This is a genomic window from Azospirillum sp. B506, assembly GCF_000333595.1.
GTDB lineage: Bacteria > Pseudomonadota > Alphaproteobacteria > Azospirillales > Azospirillaceae > Azospirillum.
The window spans coordinates 1-15,984 of record NZ_BADK01000610.1; the positions used below are offsets into that span (position 1 = coordinate 1).

General features: G+C 69.2%; 17 protein-coding genes. 3 read left to right on the forward strand and 14 right to left on the reverse strand.

The genetic code is table 11. The features are described from left to right. Nucleotides 1-187: 187 nt before the first annotated feature. The 3 genes from I71_RS18040 to I71_RS18050 form a co-directional block, all read right to left on the reverse strand. Nucleotides 188-1,477 carry an EAL domain-containing protein gene (locus I71_RS18040; protein WP_244433905.1) on the reverse strand — a complete coding sequence of 430 codons (1,290 nt, stop codon included), beginning with the start codon at nucleotides 1,475-1,477 and terminating at the stop codon, nucleotides 188-190. 158 nt (nucleotides 1,478-1,635) lie between these two features. Then, entirely contained in the window at nucleotides 1,636-2,709 is a 1,074-nt protein-coding gene (locus I71_RS18045; protein WP_042696226.1) for a quinone-dependent dihydroorotate dehydrogenase, read from the reverse strand. Beyond that, entirely contained in the window at nucleotides 2,706-3,080 is a 375-nt protein-coding gene (locus tag I71_RS18050) for a DUF952 domain-containing protein (RefSeq protein WP_042696227.1), read from the reverse strand. The genes I71_RS18045 and I71_RS18050 overlap by 4 nt, the downstream gene beginning before the upstream one ends. Before the next feature lie 332 nt (nucleotides 3,081-3,412). Here I71_RS18050 and I71_RS18055 point away from each other — a divergent pair, with 332 nt between their 5' ends. Next, complete coding sequence (locus I71_RS18055; protein WP_042696228.1) at nucleotides 3,413-3,631, forward strand: hypothetical protein; 219 nt, start codon at nucleotides 3,413-3,415, stop codon at nucleotides 3,629-3,631. Between the two features lie 20 nt (nucleotides 3,632-3,651). On the opposite strand, the gene I71_RS18060 is transcribed toward I71_RS18055, so the two are convergent. The 10 genes from I71_RS18060 to I71_RS18105 form a co-directional block, all read right to left on the reverse strand. After that, on the reverse strand, nucleotides 3,652-3,972 hold the full coding sequence (locus tag I71_RS18060) for a hypothetical protein (RefSeq protein ID WP_042696229.1): 321 nt from the start codon (nucleotides 3,970-3,972) through the stop codon (nucleotides 3,652-3,654). 34 nt (nucleotides 3,973-4,006) lie between these two features. Next, complete coding sequence (gene terL, locus I71_RS18065) at nucleotides 4,007-5,533, reverse strand: phage terminase large subunit (RefSeq protein ID WP_042696230.1); 1,527 nt, start codon at nucleotides 5,531-5,533, stop codon at nucleotides 4,007-4,009. Next, nucleotides 5,530-7,560 (reverse strand): glycosyl hydrolase family 28-related protein, encoded by a 2,031-nt coding sequence (locus I71_RS18070; protein WP_042696231.1) that lies wholly within the window; start codon nucleotides 7,558-7,560, stop codon nucleotides 5,530-5,532. The genes terL and I71_RS18070 overlap by 4 nt, the downstream gene beginning before the upstream one ends. Before the next feature lie 33 nt (nucleotides 7,561-7,593). Further along, complete coding sequence (locus tag I71_RS18075) at nucleotides 7,594-8,394, reverse strand: hypothetical protein (RefSeq protein ID WP_042696232.1); 801 nt, start codon at nucleotides 8,392-8,394, stop codon at nucleotides 7,594-7,596. A gap of 20 nt (nucleotides 8,395-8,414) precedes the next feature. Then, nucleotides 8,415-10,310 (reverse strand): hypothetical protein, encoded by a 1,896-nt coding sequence (locus I71_RS18080; protein WP_042696233.1) that lies wholly within the window; start codon nucleotides 10,308-10,310, stop codon nucleotides 8,415-8,417. Then, nucleotides 10,310-10,879, reverse strand: a complete 570-nt coding sequence (locus tag I71_RS18085) for a hypothetical protein (protein ID WP_042696242.1) — start codon at nucleotides 10,877-10,879, stop codon at nucleotides 10,310-10,312. Before I71_RS18085 ends, I71_RS18080 begins: the two co-directional genes overlap by 1 nt. A gap of 64 nt (nucleotides 10,880-10,943) precedes the next feature. Continuing rightward, nucleotides 10,944-11,216 carry a hypothetical protein gene (locus I71_RS18090; protein WP_042696234.1) on the reverse strand — a complete coding sequence of 91 codons (273 nt, stop codon included), beginning with the start codon at nucleotides 11,214-11,216 and terminating at the stop codon, nucleotides 10,944-10,946. Nucleotides 11,217-11,278: 62 nt separating this feature from the next. Beyond that, a complete protein-coding gene (locus I71_RS18095; protein WP_042696235.1) occupies nucleotides 11,279-12,097 on the reverse strand; it encodes a phage capsid protein in 819 nt (272 codons plus the stop codon). A gap of 317 nt (nucleotides 12,098-12,414) precedes the next feature. Continuing rightward, on the reverse strand, nucleotides 12,415-12,639 hold the full coding sequence (locus I71_RS18100) for a hypothetical protein (protein ID WP_042696236.1): 225 nt from the start codon (nucleotides 12,637-12,639) through the stop codon (nucleotides 12,415-12,417). Beyond that, nucleotides 12,636-13,082: a Fur family transcriptional regulator gene (locus I71_RS18105; RefSeq protein ID WP_042696237.1), complete on the reverse strand. Its 447-nt coding sequence runs from the start codon at nucleotides 13,080-13,082 to the stop codon at nucleotides 12,636-12,638. The genes I71_RS18100 and I71_RS18105 overlap by 4 nt, the downstream gene beginning before the upstream one ends. A 156-nt stretch (nucleotides 13,083-13,238) precedes the next feature. On the opposite strand from I71_RS18105, the gene I71_RS18110 reads away from it, so the two are divergent. Beyond that, the gene (locus tag I71_RS18110) at nucleotides 13,239-13,793 is read left to right on the forward strand and encodes a superoxide dismutase family protein (RefSeq protein ID WP_042696238.1); all 555 of its coding nucleotides are present in this window, start codon (nucleotides 13,239-13,241) and stop codon (nucleotides 13,791-13,793) included. Between the two features lie 319 nt (nucleotides 13,794-14,112). Beyond that, nucleotides 14,113-15,606, forward strand: coding sequence for a DEAD/DEAH box helicase (locus I71_RS18115; protein WP_042696239.1), 1,494 nt, complete (start codon nucleotides 14,113-14,115; stop codon nucleotides 15,604-15,606). A gap of 75 nt (nucleotides 15,607-15,681) precedes the next feature. On the opposite strand, the gene I71_RS18120 is transcribed toward I71_RS18115, so the two are convergent. Further along, a partial coding sequence (locus I71_RS18120) for a glutathione binding-like protein (RefSeq protein ID WP_042696240.1) occupies nucleotides 15,682-15,984 on the reverse strand: 303 nt, incomplete at its 5' end.

Consider the following 15,984-nt stretch of genomic DNA (forward strand, 5'->3'; position numbering starts at 1 on the left):
CGAAGTCCCATTTACTAGTGTTGGTCTCACCCGCATCGGGTGCCCGGACCTGGCCGGGAACGCGAAATTTCCATCGCCGCGTGGGGGAATGTCAAGCGCGGCGGGGGAAATCAAGCCTGCCGAAAGGCCAACGCTGCATTGACGCCACAACCCGGCATCGGTCCGATGCCGACCTTTCCTTCAACCGTCACTCCGGCTTCCGGCTCAGCCGCGGTTCGCCGAACAGGTAGCCCTGGCCGAAGTCGAAGCCGGTGTCGAGCACGTCGACCAGCTGGTTCTCCGTCTCGATCTTCTCGACGATCAGGTCGATGCCGTCGGCGGCGCAGCGGCGGCGCAGCTCGCGGATGCGCCCGGCGTTGGCAGGATCCAGCACCAGCGCACGGTCCAGCTTGATGCAGCGGAACTCGTGGCGCAGCAGCCGGTCGAGGTCGATGGACAGGTCCGTCACCTGATCCATCGAGAAACGGAAGCCCAGCCGCGCCAGCTGCGACAGGATGCCCATCGTCACCGCCCCGCCAGCGCTGACGGCGTGCTGGCTCAGCTCGAACACCAGCTTGGGCACCAGGGCGTGGTTCTGCGCCATCATGTTCAGGAACTGGCGCATGAACTCCGCGTCCGCCAGCGTCGCGGCGGAGATGTTGGCGAAGAAGCCGATGGCGTGCTGGCGCCGCTCCGTCTCGCGGATCAGCTGGACGCAGCGGACCAGCTGCAGGTTGTCGATGGTGGCGATCAGCCCTTCGCGCTCCGCGATGTCGAGATAGCGGTCGGGCATGATCTGCTGCCCGTCGGCCGCCCGCACGCGCGAAAACACCTCGTAGAAGCGATGCTTGCGCTGAGGCAGGCTGACGATGGGCTGGAGATAGACGTCGATGCGGTCGGCCTTCAGCGCGTCGCGCACAGCCTCCAGAACCGTCGCATCGTCCATCGGAGCCGGCGCGGCGGGAATCGGTGCAGCAGAGGACCCAGCGGACGGCTCAGCGGACGGCCCAGCGGACGGCATTGGGCGACGCTCCGCACTGGCGGCCGGCGGGCGCGGGGCGCGGCGCTCGGTCAGGCGGGCGACCAGCGACTGCAGAAGCTTCACCTCCTGCATCACCGCGTCGTAGCGCCCCCCGCCGTCCGGATCGGCGCCGGACTCGGCAGCAAGCCGCTGCTCCAGCAGCCGGGCCAACTCCTCGACCCGGTCGGTCAGGCGGGCGACGCGGCGGGCGGCCTTGCGCTCGCGCTCCAGCCGGGTCACCACCTCGTGAACCAGCGCGCCGGCCAGCACCACAAGCGCACCGGCCAGCCACGCCACCAGCGGATCGGCCTCCGGACGCAACGCCCACAGGGCCGCGCCGGCGGCAATCCCGGCAATCAGATAGGCCAGCGCATAGACGAGGTGCGTCAGCAGGGTCATTGCAGGAGCCACAATGGTGGGAATGGCCGAGCCCGGCGCGGCGGTTCCGGGACGGAGATCGGCGGTCAGGGCTTTCACGGCGCACAGCCTCCGGAACGAGCATGACGCGGAACCGGGCGGGCGTCCCCACTGTCGGGACGTCCGCTTGACGATCCGTTAATGCTACGCCCCTGTCCGCCGCATCCTGCGCGGCCGGCGCGGTCAGTCCCTCAGCGGCACCCCCTCAGCGATGCCCCTCAACGATGATCCGCCCCCACCGCCTCGGCGACCGAATGGAAGCCGTCGCGACGCAACAGCTCGGCCAGATCGCGGCGGATGCGGTGGACCACCGCCGGCCCGGCATAGACCATCGCCGAATAGAGCTGCACCAGCGAGGCGCCGGCCCGGATCTTGGCATAGGCGTCCGCGCCCGTCGCCACCCCGCCGACACCGACGATCGGCAGCTTGCCGCCGGTCAGCGCGTAGATCTCGCGCAGCACGGAGGTCGACGCCTCGAACAGCGGCGCACCGGACAGGCCGCCGGCCTCGCTGCGCATCGCCGCCGGGATGCTGTCGGGCCGGGCGATGGTGGTGTTGGAGACGATCAGCCCGTCGATGCCGGACTCCAGCGCCACCGCGGCGATGTCGCTCTTATCCTCCACCGTCAGATCGGGGGCGATCTTCAGCAGAAGCGGCGGATTGCGGGTCAGGCCGCAGGACGCCCGCGCCTCCAGCACCCGCTCCAGCAGGGCGCGCAGCGGGTCGCGGCCCTGGAGCGCGCGCAGCCCCGGCGTGTTGGGGGAGGACACATTGACGACCAGATAGTCGGCCAGCGGCGCCAGCCGGCGCACGCCGATCACGTAGTCGTCGGCGGCGTCGACCGTGTCCTTGTTCTTGCCCAGGTTGGCGCCGACGATGCCGGGAGCCTGCTTGCCGGCGGTGCGGCGGCGCTCCAGCCGCTGGGCGAAGGCCTCCAGCCCCTCGTTGTTGAAGCCCATGCGGTTGATCACCGCGCGCTGCTCGACCAGCCGGAACAGACGGGGGCGCGGATTGCCGGGCTGGGGCCGCGGGGTGACGCTGCCGGGTTCGACGAAGCCGAAACCCTGGTTCAGCATGGCGTCGACCACTTCCGCATTCTTGTCGAAGCCGGCGGCAAGCCCGACCGGGTTAGTGAAATCCAGCCCCCAGACGCGGGTGTGCAGCGCCGGGTCGTCCTTGCCGCGGGCCGGCGGGACCAGTCCGGTCTTCAGCGCCTTGATGGTCAGGCCATGCGCGGTCTCGGGGTCGAAGCGGAACAGCACCGGCCCGGCAAGCGGATAGAAGTCGATCACGGAACGAGGTCCTGGAGGGTGAAGGGAAAGCCGGCGGGGAAGACATGGCGCCCGTCGCGGCCCAGCGGCAGCGGGTCGGCGCGCAGCACGGCATCGACCGGCAGCGGCCCGTACAGATGCGGGAACAGCTGCCCGCCGCGCGACGGCTCCCAGCGCAGGGCATCGCCGAGCCGACCGGCGTCCACCGTCAGCAGCAGCAGGCCGTCCTGGCCGGCGCGGTGTTTGGCGGCACTCTCCACCACCTGTGCGGCGGTCGAGAAATGGATGAAGCCGTCCTGGACATCCTGGGACGAGCCGGGATAGCGGCCGGCCGGGCGGGCGGCGTCCCACTCGTCCGCGCGGCACATGTGGTGAATGATGCGGTCGGTCATGACGGCCGGACACTAACCCAATGCGCGGCCAGCGGCCAGAGACCTCGACGCCGCAGTTGCGCCGCGCTCTGACGGCGTACCGTTCTGCCCGCCGCGGCACAACGCAAGATCGACTCCCCGAATGCAATTCCGCCCGCTTTGCGCGTTGCATTTTGCAAAGCACACCCGAAACAATTCGGCATTTTGCGGGTATTTTTGATTTTGGCGGCCGGAAACCGCTGCGGGATCGGCGGCTTTGCCCCCGCAACCCCTGCGATTCCCATGATTTGCGCCGTGGATGGCGGTTGGCACCGCTTTTGCTGTGACGGTTTGAAGTCAACGGAGGACCCGCCATGAACGCGATTTCCATGAGCCTGATGAAGAAGAGCCAGCCCTGCAGCGTGGAACTGGGCACCTCGGTCACCGCCATGGGTGCGCTGTGCGAGCCGGGTCAAACCGCGGTGCCGCTGAAGCCCAGCGCCACCATGCTGGCGGCTGGCGCGCGGGCCGGCGGTGTGTCGGTCGAGATCGCCTGGAAGATCTACCAGGCGATGATCCACCACGCCGACTGACCCGGCCGCTCCCCCGCCGGTCAGCGCCGCCCGCCCTCCACCGGTATGAAGACCGAATCGAGCTTGGTCTCGATCCGCATCAGATGGTCGGTCAGGCGCTGCTCCACATCCTTGAGCGTCGCGAAGGAGACATAGGTCTTCGCGACCTCCAGTTTGTAGGCGGCAAGGCTCTCGCGCACCTGCGCCTGGGCCTCCTCGGCCCGGCTCCGCAGGTCGTCCAGCGCGCTGTCGGCATCCTTGCGCACCCGCGCGATCAGCCAGAACAGCCCGCCCATCGCCGGCAACTCGACGGCGGTGATCCACCAAGCGAGATCCAGGCCTCCGGTCAAGGCATCATGCATCGGGGTCTCCCGTTCGTGTGGTGTGGTGAAAAGCTCAGAGCTCCCAATCCGCCGGCGCCACCACGGCACCGGCACCGCGCCAGTCGGCGCGGCGTTCGGGCGGGGCGGTGCTGCGGTCGAAACGGCAGGGTTCGGCCCCCAGGCAGCCGGCCACCGCGTCCAGCCCGTCATCGGGTCCGCGATAGCGGCCGTCCGGACGCCAGTCGCGCATTTCGCGGATCAGCGGCGTTTCCCAGACCTGCCGATGGGCCAGCAGGCGACGGTCGGCCAGCAGGGCGTCGAAGGCCTTGACGATGCGCTGGGCCTTGGGCGTGCGGCTGTTCTGCTCGACCACCCCGGCGGCCAGCCGGTCGTCGCGCAGCCGTTTGCGCAGCAATCCGGGCAGGAAGCGGCCCAGGCCGTTGATCTCGACGTGGACCGCCGGCAGATGATTGTCGGCCAGGAAGCGGGACACCTGCCGGCATTGCTGGTCGGCCTCGGTCTCCTCCGCCCTGGGATCGACGGCCAGATACTGCACCCGGTGCAGGTAGAAGCGCTCGTTCTCCCCGGCGAACACCGCGGCGACCACGCTGCCGTCGCCGTTCTTCGTCCTGCCGTCCCCTTCCCCCGCCGGCCGTGCGAAGGCCGGGTCCCACCAGCAGGTGGCCGAGACGAGCTTCACCCCATCCAGCGTCAGCACCGCGCGCCCCAGCGCCTCGCGATATTCCAGCTCCGCGTCGTAGCGGCCGAGCTTGCCGACGTCCAGCACCCCGTCGGTGATGCTGACCGGACGCAGCAGCATCTGGCTGGTGAATTTGTTGGGACCGGTGGATTTGCGGATGCGGGCGACATGCGCCTCGCCGAAGCGCTCCTTCCAGGTGTAGATGCGGTTGCCCTGGCCGTCCTCGGTGTAGACCGGCAGCACCAGCCGCTCGAATCCGTCGAGGAAGGGCGGGCTGCCGTCGTCGGTCTCCGCGGCATAGAGGCTGTCCTGCGCATGCGGCGTGCCGACATAGAGCTGCGCCCCGCCCGGCACCAGCACATATTCCAGCTCCGACAGCCGTTCGCGCAGGGCGGCGCGCTTCACCGCGGTGTCGGCGTTGCGCGGAACCTCGACATCGTCGCAGATCACCACGTCGGCGCGGCTGCCGGTGATGTTGCCGCCGATGCCGGCCGCCGCCATCGACGGGTCGCGCAATTCCATCGGCCGCACCACCGTAAAGCGGTCTGCCGCCCATTGGTCGCGCTCCTTGGCAGGCGGCTTCAGGTGGCCGCAGTCGGGATGACGTTCCAGGATGCGTTTGACGTTGCGCACCATCTTCATCGCCAGCTTCAGGTCGGCGGCCAGCACCAGCAGCCGCCGGTTGGGATCGCGCAGCAGCAGCCAGGCCGCGAACAGCCCGACCAGCGTCGATTTGCCCGAGCCGCGGAAGGCCATCAGCAGCATCCGCCGCTCCCGCCCGGCCATATGCTCCTCCAGCCATCCGGCCATCCGCGCGTGGTGGGCCGGCGTCTTCAGCTCCACCATGGCGTTCCAGCCCTGGACGAAGGCGCGGAAGCCATTCTCGTCCTTTCCCGTCATGGATTCCGCCCCAGGATGTGCCAGCCGGCGCCGTTCGACATCGCCGTCACCGCATGGCCCTGCGCGGTCAGCGCGATGGCCTCGCTGTCCGGCCCGCCACCGCCGGCCTGGGTGACGGTGACGCGGTTGCCGCCGGTGTCGGACTTCTTGACGGTGACCGTGCGCCCGACCGCATGGGGGGCCGACGGCGCCGGCAGCCGCACCTCCACCGCCCCGTTCCAGGCGCTGACGAGATAGAGCTGCTGGTTCAGGTCCGGCTCGAACAGGCCGGGAGCCTCGTGATACTGGGCGTTTCCCGGAGGGTTGTTGCCGGCGACGATCCACCAGCCCGCCCCGTTCGACACCAGCGTCACGAAGTCGTACCGGTTGCCGAGCGACAGCAGCCGCCCGTCCGGCCCCGGCCCGCCGGTCTCGCTGACCGTCAGCGGGTTGGCCGAAGCATCGGTGCGCTTGATCGTCACCGCGTGGCCGTTGGCGTCCTCCGCCTTCGGCAGCCGCACCTCCACCGCCCCGGCATAGGCGCTGGCCAGATAGACCGAACTGCTCAGGTCCAGCGCCACCACACCGCCCTTTGCCGGCTCCACATACTCGGTGTCGTAGCGCAGGGCCTCCACCACCAGTTCGGTGACGCGGCTGCGCTGGAGCCGGTTCTTCTCCGGATAGCCGGCATTGACCGCCGTGTATTGCCCGCCGGAGCGGTCGAGGATCGCCGGACCGGCGGCGGCGGAGAACAGGTTGACGACCGCCGTCTCCACCGACCCGGCATCGATTTGCAGGTTCGGCAGCGCCCCCAGCGACTCGGCGTAGAAATTCACGATCAGCGTCTTGTCGGTGACGGTGCCGACGCGGAAGCAGGCCTCGGCCCCCGGCCACAGATTGGCCTCGCAATCGAAGAAGGCGTTGTTGAACCGACCCTGCTCGACGAAGAAGCCGCAACCGCTCATCGGTGCCGACAGCGAATAGACCCGCACCGCGTGGAAGCGGTTGGCGTTCGGCGTGTCGCCCGCCCCCGTCCGCGTCAGCCACACCCCATGCCGCGACGGCCGCGCCACCAGCACGCGGGCGATGTTGTTCCAATAGCAGGGCAGGTTCGGGTCGATATAGCCGTCGAAGACCAGCCCGACCTCCGGTTCCCACAGGGTCAGGTCGGTCAGGCTGTTCTGCACGCAAGGGCCGTCGCGCCCGAACAGCCGCACCCCCGCCTTGCCCTGCTCCAGCCGCAGTCCCGACAGGCTGGCGTAGCCGTCCGGCAGATGAACGAGGTCGAAATCGTTGGACACTCCCCGGATCACCGACGCCTGCCCTGACCCATACAGTGTCTGTCCATGGCCGAGCGTCAGCGTGTTGGCGATGCGGTAGGTGCCCGGCGGCACGAACACCGCGCGGGCGGAGGTCAGCGCCGCCTGCAAGGCAAGCGTGTCATCGACCAGCCCATCGCCGATCGCACCGAAATCCTTCACCGACACAAGGTCGGCCAGCTTGTCGCGCACCGGCCGGGCAGTGGCCCCGGCACCCGGCGGCACATAGGTCGCCAGCGCCTCCTCGTCCACCGGCGGGCGGATTGTGGGATTGCCGGCACTGTCGAAAGCCAGCAGCTTGCCCTGGCGCAAGCCCCGCTCCGGCAGCAGGGGAGAGGCCGGCAGGTCGCTGTCGCCATAGCGCAGCATCAGCTCCTGATCGCCCGCCAGCTGCTGAAGCATCGCCGTCAGCCGGTCCAGCTCGCCATTGAGGGCGGCGGCGGGCAGCGGCCCGCTTTCGCCGAAATCGCTGCGCCGTTCGATCGGCAGCCGGCGGCGCAGCAGCACCACGGTCCCCTCCGGCGGAGCGCTGGCAAAGGTCACGGCCCCGCCTCCGCTGGCACCGGCGCCACCGACCGCATAGCCGGTGCTCTGAAGGGCGGCCCCCAGGAAGACCTGGAGATCCTCGTCGGCGAAGATCGGAAACGGGTAGGTGAAGACCCGCTGCGCGCCGTCGGCAAGATATTGCACGCGCGGGGTGCCGCGCGGGATGGGAAGCGACGTGGACATCGGGAAACTCCGGGCAGGCGGAAGCAAGCAGGCTCAAAAGAACTTGCTCATGTATTCCAGCCGTTGACGGTCGGCGAGTTGCGACAACTCCAGCAGGTTGCGGCGCTTGGCCTCGTCCAGGCTCTGCTGGATGGCGGCGCGCTTCAGCTGATCGGTCGCCTGGGCGTCCTTGCGCTCGGTCTCGCTGGAGTTGGTCAGCCCCAGCAGGATCGCCTCGCCCGAACCGTCCTGCGCGGTGACGCCCCGCGCCCCCAGCCCGGCGCGGGTTTTGCTGACCGCCTGGCGCAAGGCGGCAAGCCGGCGCTGCTCGGCCGCATCCGCCGCCGCTGTCAGCTGGGAAAGCTGGGTCTGCGCGTCGGCCTCCTTGGCGCGCACCGCCTCCTCCTGGCTGGCGCGCAGCTGGGCCAGCGTCTGTTCCTGGCTGGAGCGGTAATCGTCCATCTCCTTGGCCCGCGCCGCGGCAGCGGCAGCCGCCGATGCCTCGTCCTTCTGGCGCTGCAACTCCTGTTCCTGTTGACGCAACTCGGCGTCATGCGTCCACTGGCGGGCCTGCGCCTCGGCCTCCAGCTGGGCCTGCTGCTGGCGGGCGGCGGCGGCGGCCTGGGCGCTGCGTTCGGCCGCCGCGGCTTCCTCGCGGTACTTCTGTTCCAGCGCCGCCTGCGCGGCGGCGGCCTGTGCCGCGTCCTGCTGGCGCTTGTATTCCAGCTCGGCAGCCGCTTGTTGGGCGGCGGCCTGCTGCGCGGCGGCGCTGGACTGGCCGGCACTGGACTGGCCGGCGCTGGCGTTGCGCACGGTGCCGATGACGGAATTCGCCAGCGGCAGTGCCGTGCTCACGAGGGGAGTTATTCCACCCATCAGTCGTTCACCTTCAATTCCATGGTCACGGAAAGCAGCGTGAAAGGCAGCGGCGCATCCTGCTCGATGCGCCAAAGCGGCAGGTCGGTGTCATGGCGCCAGCCGAGCGCCCGCAGCCGGCGGTCGCCGGACACCAGCGGCGGCACCCCGCCGGCCGGTTGCGGTCCCAGCCGGTGAAGCGGAAGTTCCTGCAACCCGCGCCCCAGATCGACGCGCAGCGCCGCCGTCTCCTCCAGCCGGAAGGTGACGGCGACCAGCCGGACGATGTCGGCCCCGGTCGCCTGACCCAGCAGGTTGGGCGGCAACGGCTCGATCCGGTGGGTGTAGGGCAGCCCGATCTCCACCTTGCGGGCCGGCGGGTCGAGCGTGACGCTGCCGGCCTGGACGGTGGCGGGCGTGCGGATCACCCCGTCGGCGACGATGGTGACCGTCCGCCCCTCCAGATGCGCCAGCCCGCCCCAGACGGCGGTTGCCTCCCCCCGCTCCGCCGTGATCGCGGCGTCAAGGTTCAGTCCGTCATCGAACCGCTCGACGGTCCAGACGCCGCGCCGCCCGACCAGCGCATACACCTCGTCCCCCACTGCGGCGACGGAGCGCACCGCCCCGTCGGTTTCCAGCAGGGTCCAGGCGGTGACGTCCTCCGCCCGATAGGCGGTCAGCGCCCCCAGCGTGCCGTCCTCCATCGCCACGAACAGCAGCCGGCGGTTCTGGTCGTAATCCTGGTCGCGCGGGCTCGCCACCAGATGGCGGGCCAGCAGGGCGAGGTCGTTGGCCTGATAGGCAGCCTCGGTGTCGGTGTAGAGGAACTCGCGGATTTCGCGCCGGTTGCGCGGCACGAACAGGGTCGCCCCCTCCACGTCGCGCGGCGGGATGGCGCGGTCCATCGGCGAACCGATGCGCGTCTGCCGGTTGACCTGCATGCTCTGCGGCGTCAACGGATCGCCGGTCACCATATATTCGGCGCCCGAGGTGAAGACCTGCAGATGCCGTCCGGAAAAGACGGCGCGCACCGCGTTCACCTGATCGGACAGGATGCCGAACTCGATGGCCTGATCGTCCAGTCCTTCGCCCAGATCGAAATTCCAGATCTGGGCGGAGCGCGACAGCCACAGCCGGTTGGGCAGATCGCGCGAGCCGCCGATCACCAGCCGGTCCTGATGGAAAGCCGCCGACACCGGCCAGCCGCGAAGGGCGGAGAAGGCCTGCTCGTCCCATTGCGTCGTCGGCTGGGTGTCGGCCAGCGCCTCCTTCACCGTGGCGTTGAGCTGGGTGGCCGACACCACGCCGGTGACTTGCAGCTGCTTGCCCTTGATGCGGAGGCGCGTGCCGTCCTGGCGCGGATCGAACACCGGAGCCGACGCGGTGACGGTGATCGCCCCCGCCGTTCCCGACGGCGTCACCGTCACCGCCGGATCGCCGAAGCGGTGGAAGGGGATGCGCAGCAGCTCACCCTCGACCGCGAAGGCCCAGTCCGATAGCGTCCAGGTCCCATCGTCGCCGCGCGTCAGCTTGCGCGGCGGCAAGTCGGGGTGGCAGACCAGCAACGTGTCGGCGCTCTGCGTCCAGGTGATCTGCGCCAGTTGCGTCAACGTCCAGGGCGCAGCGACCGACGCCAGCTTGGTCCCGCCCTGGAACAGGTCGATCCAACGGTCGGTGAAGACCAGCAGATAGGTCTGTTCGCTGTTGCGCTCGAAGGCCACCAGCCGGCCGTCGCCGCGGGCCAGCGCGGTGAAGCCAAGGCCCGACCGCCGCGTCACCCCGCCGGTCGGGTCGATGAACAGGTTGCGCAGGGCCAGCGCACCGTTGTCATAGGCCTTGAGATCGCCCCGCCCCAACAGGCGGCGCGACACCTCGCCGGCGGTGAAATTGGTCTTCACCTGATGCAGCCGTCCCATCAAGACCTCGCGTCGATCAGGGTGAAGTCCTCGAAGCCGGGCTGGCTGTCCTGCTGGGCGTCGATCTGGCGGGCGCGGCGGAACTCGCTCTCGGCCAGCTGGGCCAGCAGTTCCGCCCGCGTCGAGCTTTCGGTCAGCGGCAGGCAGAATTCGGCGGCCAGCCGGGCGATCAGCGCCTGATCGAAGAAGGCGGGAAACTCCTCTTCCGCCGGACGGCCGATGTAGGACAGGGTGACGGTGCCGGCATCGCACAGCAGGGTGCGGCCATTGATGCGATAGGACAGGCCGCGCGCCCGCCCGTCGCCGCCCGCCCCCAGCGCCCGCAGGAAATCGGCCGGCAGCTGGAAGGCGTTGGCATAATCGGCGACCGGCGGCTCGGCCAGACGCGGCAGCGTGGCCAGCACGCTGGCGAAGCTCCAGCCATTGGCCGACAGCAGCGCGTCGCGCGTGGGGCCATAGAGGGCGGCGGCCACCTCCGCTTCGGCGGTGCCGTCGTCGAAGGAGGCAATGGCGGTGGCGCCGAGCTTGATCAGCGCACGCCCGCACAGGCCGATGGCGGTCAGGGCCATGGACAGGTCTCCCATTGCGGGGTTTCGGAAAGGCGCCGGCGATGCGGCGCCCTCCCTCGGCGGATCAGTCGCTGTTGGCGGTGCCGAACGGTGTCAGGTTGGCGACGTCGACCGCCCCGTTGGCGCTGGCGGAGACCACCAGCACGCCGGTCGCCGGGGTGCTGCCGCCGACCGCGCAGTTGGCCAGCAGCATGTCCCCGACCCGCAGCAGGTCGGCCGCCCCGTTGAAATAGCCGGCGGTGTCGACATCGGTCGCCCCGTCGTGGGTGGTGTAGTGCCAAAGCGTGAAGCCGTTCGCATAGGCGAGCACGCTCAAATCCTTGGACGCATAGGCCATGGATCGAAGACTCCGGATTTTGTGGGGGGATGCGGCAGAGCGGAGGGATCACCCTCCCCCGCTCAGCTCTCCAGGCAGCGCAGGGTCACCACGCCGGTGGTGTCGATCAGCGCGGCGCCCTGGCTCATCATGTTGTTGACGAAATGCGCTGCGCGGTCGCCATGCCAGGTGATGTCGGTCTTCACGTCGGCACCGGCCGCATGGCCGACCGCCGTCTTATGGTACCAATGACAGAGCCGGATATTGCCGTTCAGCGTCAGGCCGGAATGGGGCAGCCACAGCGTGCCGAGCCAGCGCTTGGCCTGGGTGCCGCGCCAGGGCAGCTCGTCGCTGCCGACATAATCGGAACTGGCGAACTCCTCGATGCCCAGCAGCTGGCTCCACTGCTTCCAGCCGACAACCGCATAGCGCTGACCGTCGTCCGGCACGTCGGCCTCGCCCATCATCTCGAAGGCGGTCAGGATCTTGGCCTTGGTCAGCCCGTCGGTGGCGCTGCCGGCGTAATTGACGGACCTGTTCAGCTCGGCGATCAGCAACTCGTCGGTCTTGCGGCCCAGCGCATAGGCGCCGGCATTGGCGATGATCTGCCGTTCGTCGATGTTGGTCTTCAGCTCGTCCAGCCGGTCGACCCAATCGCCGGCATAGAAGTCGTACAGCGCGCAGTCGACCGGCGTGTGGTCCAGATTCATCACCGGAACGGCGCCATGGCGCGACTTGGTGGAGGCGGCGCCCTTGCCCACCTTCTGGAAGACGGTGGAGGCGCCCTGCACGTTGTTCTTGCTGCGCACCGTGTTGCGCAGCTTGGAGCCCATGCGCTGATAGGCCTCGTGGACCTCGCGCTCGAACTGCTTGACGAACGCCTGGGCGATACTGGTCGACATGGGTATTTTTTCCTTTCGCGTTCCTGCGGATCCCGCGGGGAGCATGGCGGGGGACTCGTTCCGCCACCCGGTTGTCGGCGCTGCGTGCGGGACACGGCGCCGGCCGCGGGCGAAACGCGAAAAAGAAAAGGGCCGGCCGGACGTTCAACCGTCTGGCCGGCCCTTTTCGGACCGAAGCGAGGGGGGGGGGGAGCTTAGGTGCTGTCGGGCATAAGGTCCGGAGGCGGACCGGTTGCCTTGACAAGAATGGTTTTAGGACTTTAAGCAGCGATGATCAAGGACTATTTTCATATTTGCGCCGGCCGAAAACGGGCCCATCAATGCCGAAGCGGCCCCGCCACCCAATGGCTGACGATGGTCTCCGCCTGGGCCGGCGGGATCTCGGGATGATGATAGCGATAGACCGTCACCGCCGCTTCCAGCGCATAGCGTTCCGGCTGCCCGCAGCGGCACAGACCGGAGTAGCAACGCTGTACCGCATTGCGGCAGGCAATGGCCTCGGCGACCGGCTGGTCGGCATCGGGAAAACGGGGATCGGTCATGGATGCTCCTCCTCATCCCCGGCGTCATTGACCGCGTCATCCAGCGGGACGCCGTAGATTTCCAGCCGGTGGCCAACGATCTTGTAGCCAAGCTCGCGTGCGATCCGCTCCTTCATCGCCTCCAGCTCCGGGCTGGCGAATTCGATGATCCGGCCGGTGCGGGTGTCGATCAGGTGATGGTGGTGGTCGGCCGTCGCCTCTTCGTACCGCGCGCGGCCGTCGCCCAGATCGACGCGCTCGATCACCTGCGCGTCCTCCAGCAACCGCATGGTGCGGTAGACGGTGGCGATGGAGATCCGCGGGTCGATCTGCACGGCGCGACGATGCACCTCCTCGACATCGGGATGGTCATCCGCCTCTGACAAAACCTGGGAGATGACACGGCGCTGCCCGGTCATCTTCAGCCCCTTCTCCATGCACAACGCTTCCAGACGCGACGTCATAACCCCAACCCTGGTCTTTGCTTGCCGATGCCCCCATCATACTGAAAACCGTTCGCAATCCCAGAGCGGTTTCACAGCGGCGCAACGTCGCGAACCCGCCGGCACCTTTTCCCATGCCGGCCAAGACGCCAACAGCCAATCGGAGGACCCACAGGAATGTCCCGCCCCCTGTCCCTTATCCCGGCCCTGCTGTTCGCCGGCCTGTCGCTGGCGGCCGCTCCGGCACTGGCGCAGCAATCCGCCCCCCCGACAGCGCCGGCGCCGGCGCCGGCCGCCCAGGCCGCCATCGCCGATGCGCAGGGCAAGCCGCTGGGCACGGTCACCTTCACCAAGTTCCCGCATGGCATCCTGGTCCATGGCCAGCTGGAAGGGCTGCCGCCGGGCTGGCATGGCATCCACATCCACGAGAACGGCGCCTGCACCCCCGATTTCAAGGCGGCCGGCGGCCATTTCGCCGCCCCGGGCGCCAAGCACGGGCTGGAGGCCGAGCACATGCATTACGGCGAGCTTCCCAACATCTGGGCCAACGAGGCCGGCAAGGCCGGGTTCGAGGCGATCACCCACATGGTGACCCTGACCGACGGCGCCGATGGCCTGTTCAAGCAGGGCGGAACCTCGATCGTCGTCCACGCCCAGGCCGACGATTACATCAGCCAGCCGGCGGGCAACTCCGGCGACCGCCTCGCCTGTGGCGTCATCAAGAAGCCGTAAGCACCAGCCTGGACCCCGGGTGCGACCCCATGCCGCAGCGACCGCGTCGCGCGGGTCGCACCCCGACCGCTCCCGCCAAGCTGGCGGTCCGATGGCCTTTCCGACCTGCGCACCCCTGCCGCGCACCGAGTTTGCTTGCCAAATCAAGCCACCGGCCCTATCTGTCCGGGGTCGGACGGCGCCCGGCGCCGCGCAAGCCCGCGCAGGCACCTGATCGCCCGCCGCCCGACGGCTCCGCGCCAACCCGCCGCGGAGCGCGCAAGCCCGGCCGCTCCCTCCTGGCGCGGCCCCCATTCTGGTGACCAGGACCATCGCTTCCATGACCGAATTCTCCGGCCTCGGCCTGATCGAGCCTCTTCTGCGCGCCGTCGCGGAGGAGGGATACGCCACGGCCACGCCGATCCAGGCCGGCGCCATCCCGCTTCTGCTGGCCGGCCGCGACGTGCTCGGCCTCGCCCAGACCGGCACCGGCAAGACCGCCGCCTTCACCCTGCCGATCCTGCAGCGGCTGTTCCAGAACAAGAAGCGCGTGGCCGCCAAGTCGCCCCGCGTGCTGATCCTGACGCCGACGCGCGAACTGGCGCTGCAGATCGGCGACAGCTTCACCACCTACGGCCGCCATCTGCCGATCCGCCGCACCGTCATCCACGGCGGCGTCGGCCAGAGCCCGCAGGTCGCCGCCATCGCCCGCGGCGTCGAGGTGCTGATCGCCACCCCCGGCCGCCTGCTCGACCTGATGGCGCAGAACCACGTCAATCTCGGCGCCATCGAGGTATTCGTCCTCGACGAGGCCGACCGCATGCTCGACATGGGCTTCATCCGCGACGTGCGCAAGGTGGTCGCGGTGTTGCCGAAGGAGCGCCAGACCCTGCTGTTCTCCGCCACCATGCCCGACGCGGTGGTGGAGCTCGCCAACAGCATCCTGACCGATGCCGAGCGCATCGAGGTGACGCCGCAGTCGACCACGGTGGAGCGCATCAACCAGCGCGTCCTGTTCGTCGACCGTGCCGACAAGCGCCGCCTGCTGGCCGACCTGCTCGAAGACCAGGCGATGGCCCGCACCATCGTCTTCGCCCGCACCAAGCACGGCGCCGACCGCATCGCCGACCACCTGAAGAAGGCCGGCATCACCGCCGACGCCATCCATGGCGACAAGTCGCAGTCGGCCCGCGTCCGTGCGTTGGAGAGCTTCCGCAACGGCGAGCTGCGGGCACTGGTGGCGACCGACATCGCCGCGCGCGGCATCGACATCGACGGCATCAGCCACGTCATCAATTTCGACCTGCCGAACGAGCCGGAAAGCTACGTCCACCGCATCGGCCGCACCGCGCGCGCCGGCACGGACGGCAGCGCCGTGTCCTTCTGCGACCATGAAGAGGTCGGCTATCTGAAGGACATCGAGAAGACGATCCGCCAACCGATCCCGGCCGACATCACCCATCCCTACCATGCGGTGGAGGTGGCGCAGATCCACGCCTCGTCCAAGCCGCCGCCCCGCCCCAAGGCGCCGGGCAGCAACCGCAACCAGAACAACCGCAACCAGCAGCAGGCCCGCGCTGCCTCGGCTCCGAAGGCTGCGCCCAAGGCCGCTCAGCAGCCTGGTAAGGCGCCGCAAAAGGCCGGTAAGCCGGCCGGCACCCCGCGTCCGGATGCCGCCCGCAACGACCAGAACCGCCACGACCGCCGGCCGGCGCCGCATGCCGTGTCGCACGGCAACGCCCATGGCGCCGGTGGCAGCGGAAAGCAGGCGCCGCGCGCGGCCGGCACCCCCGGCGGCAACACTCCGATGCGCCGCAAGCCCAGCGCCGCCTGATCCCGGCAGCGCTCCAAAGAAAAAGGCCCCGTCTCCAACGAAACGGGGCCTTTTTTTCATCCAGTCGAGCGGCTGTCAGCCCTGGGCCTCGGCCGCATGGGCCGCCTGCACCGCCGGACGGGCGGCGACGCGCTCGGCAAAGGCCGTCAGGTTCGGGAAAGGCGACAGGTCGAAGCCGATGCGCGGCAGCCAGCTCAGCACCGTGTAGGCATAGGCGTCGGCAACGGTGAAGCTGTCGCCGGTCAGATAGAGCTTGCCGTCCAGCTGCTGGTTCAGCACCGCCAGCTTGGCGCCCAGCCCCTTGGCGGCGAAGCCCTTGTAGGTCTCCGACACGACATCCTTCAGCATCGGGAACAGCGGGACGACACCCTTGTGCAG

Coding starts and splice junctions, on each gene's coding strand:
- I71_RS18050 (WP_042696227.1), bottom strand. CDS start 3,080: ATGACCGACCGCATCATTCACCACATGTGCCGCGCGGACGAGTGGGAC.
- I71_RS18055 (WP_042696228.1), top strand. CDS start 3,413: ATGAACGCGATTTCCATGAGCCTGATGAAGAAGAGCCAGCCCTGCAGC.
- I71_RS18060 (WP_042696229.1), bottom strand. CDS start 3,972: ATGCATGATGCCTTGACCGGAGGCCTGGATCTCGCTTGGTGGATCACC.
- terL (WP_042696230.1), bottom strand. CDS start 5,533: ATGACGGGAAAGGACGAGAATGGCTTCCGCGCCTTCGTCCAGGGCTGG.
- I71_RS18070 (WP_042696231.1), bottom strand. CDS start 7,560: ATGTCCACGTCGCTTCCCATCCCGCGCGGCACCCCGCGCGTGCAATAT.
- I71_RS18080 (WP_042696233.1), bottom strand. CDS start 10,310: ATGGGACGGCTGCATCAGGTGAAGACCAATTTCACCGCCGGCGAGGTG.
- I71_RS18085 (WP_042696242.1), bottom strand. CDS start 10,879: ATGGCCCTGACCGCCATCGGCCTGTGCGGGCGTGCGCTGATCAAGCTC.
- I71_RS18090 (WP_042696234.1), bottom strand. CDS start 11,216: ATGGCCTATGCGTCCAAGGATTTGAGCGTGCTCGCCTATGCGAACGGC.
- I71_RS18095 (WP_042696235.1), bottom strand. CDS start 12,097: ATGTCGACCAGTATCGCCCAGGCGTTCGTCAAGCAGTTCGAGCGCGAG.
- I71_RS18100 (WP_042696236.1), bottom strand. CDS start 12,639: ATGACCGATCCCCGTTTTCCCGATGCCGACCAGCCGGTCGCCGAGGCC.
- I71_RS18105 (WP_042696237.1), bottom strand. CDS start 13,082: ATGACGTCGCGTCTGGAAGCGTTGTGCATGGAGAAGGGGCTGAAGATG.
- I71_RS18110 (WP_042696238.1), top strand. CDS start 13,239: ATGTCCCGCCCCCTGTCCCTTATCCCGGCCCTGCTGTTCGCCGGCCTG.
- I71_RS18115 (WP_042696239.1), top strand. CDS start 14,113: ATGACCGAATTCTCCGGCCTCGGCCTGATCGAGCCTCTTCTGCGCGCC.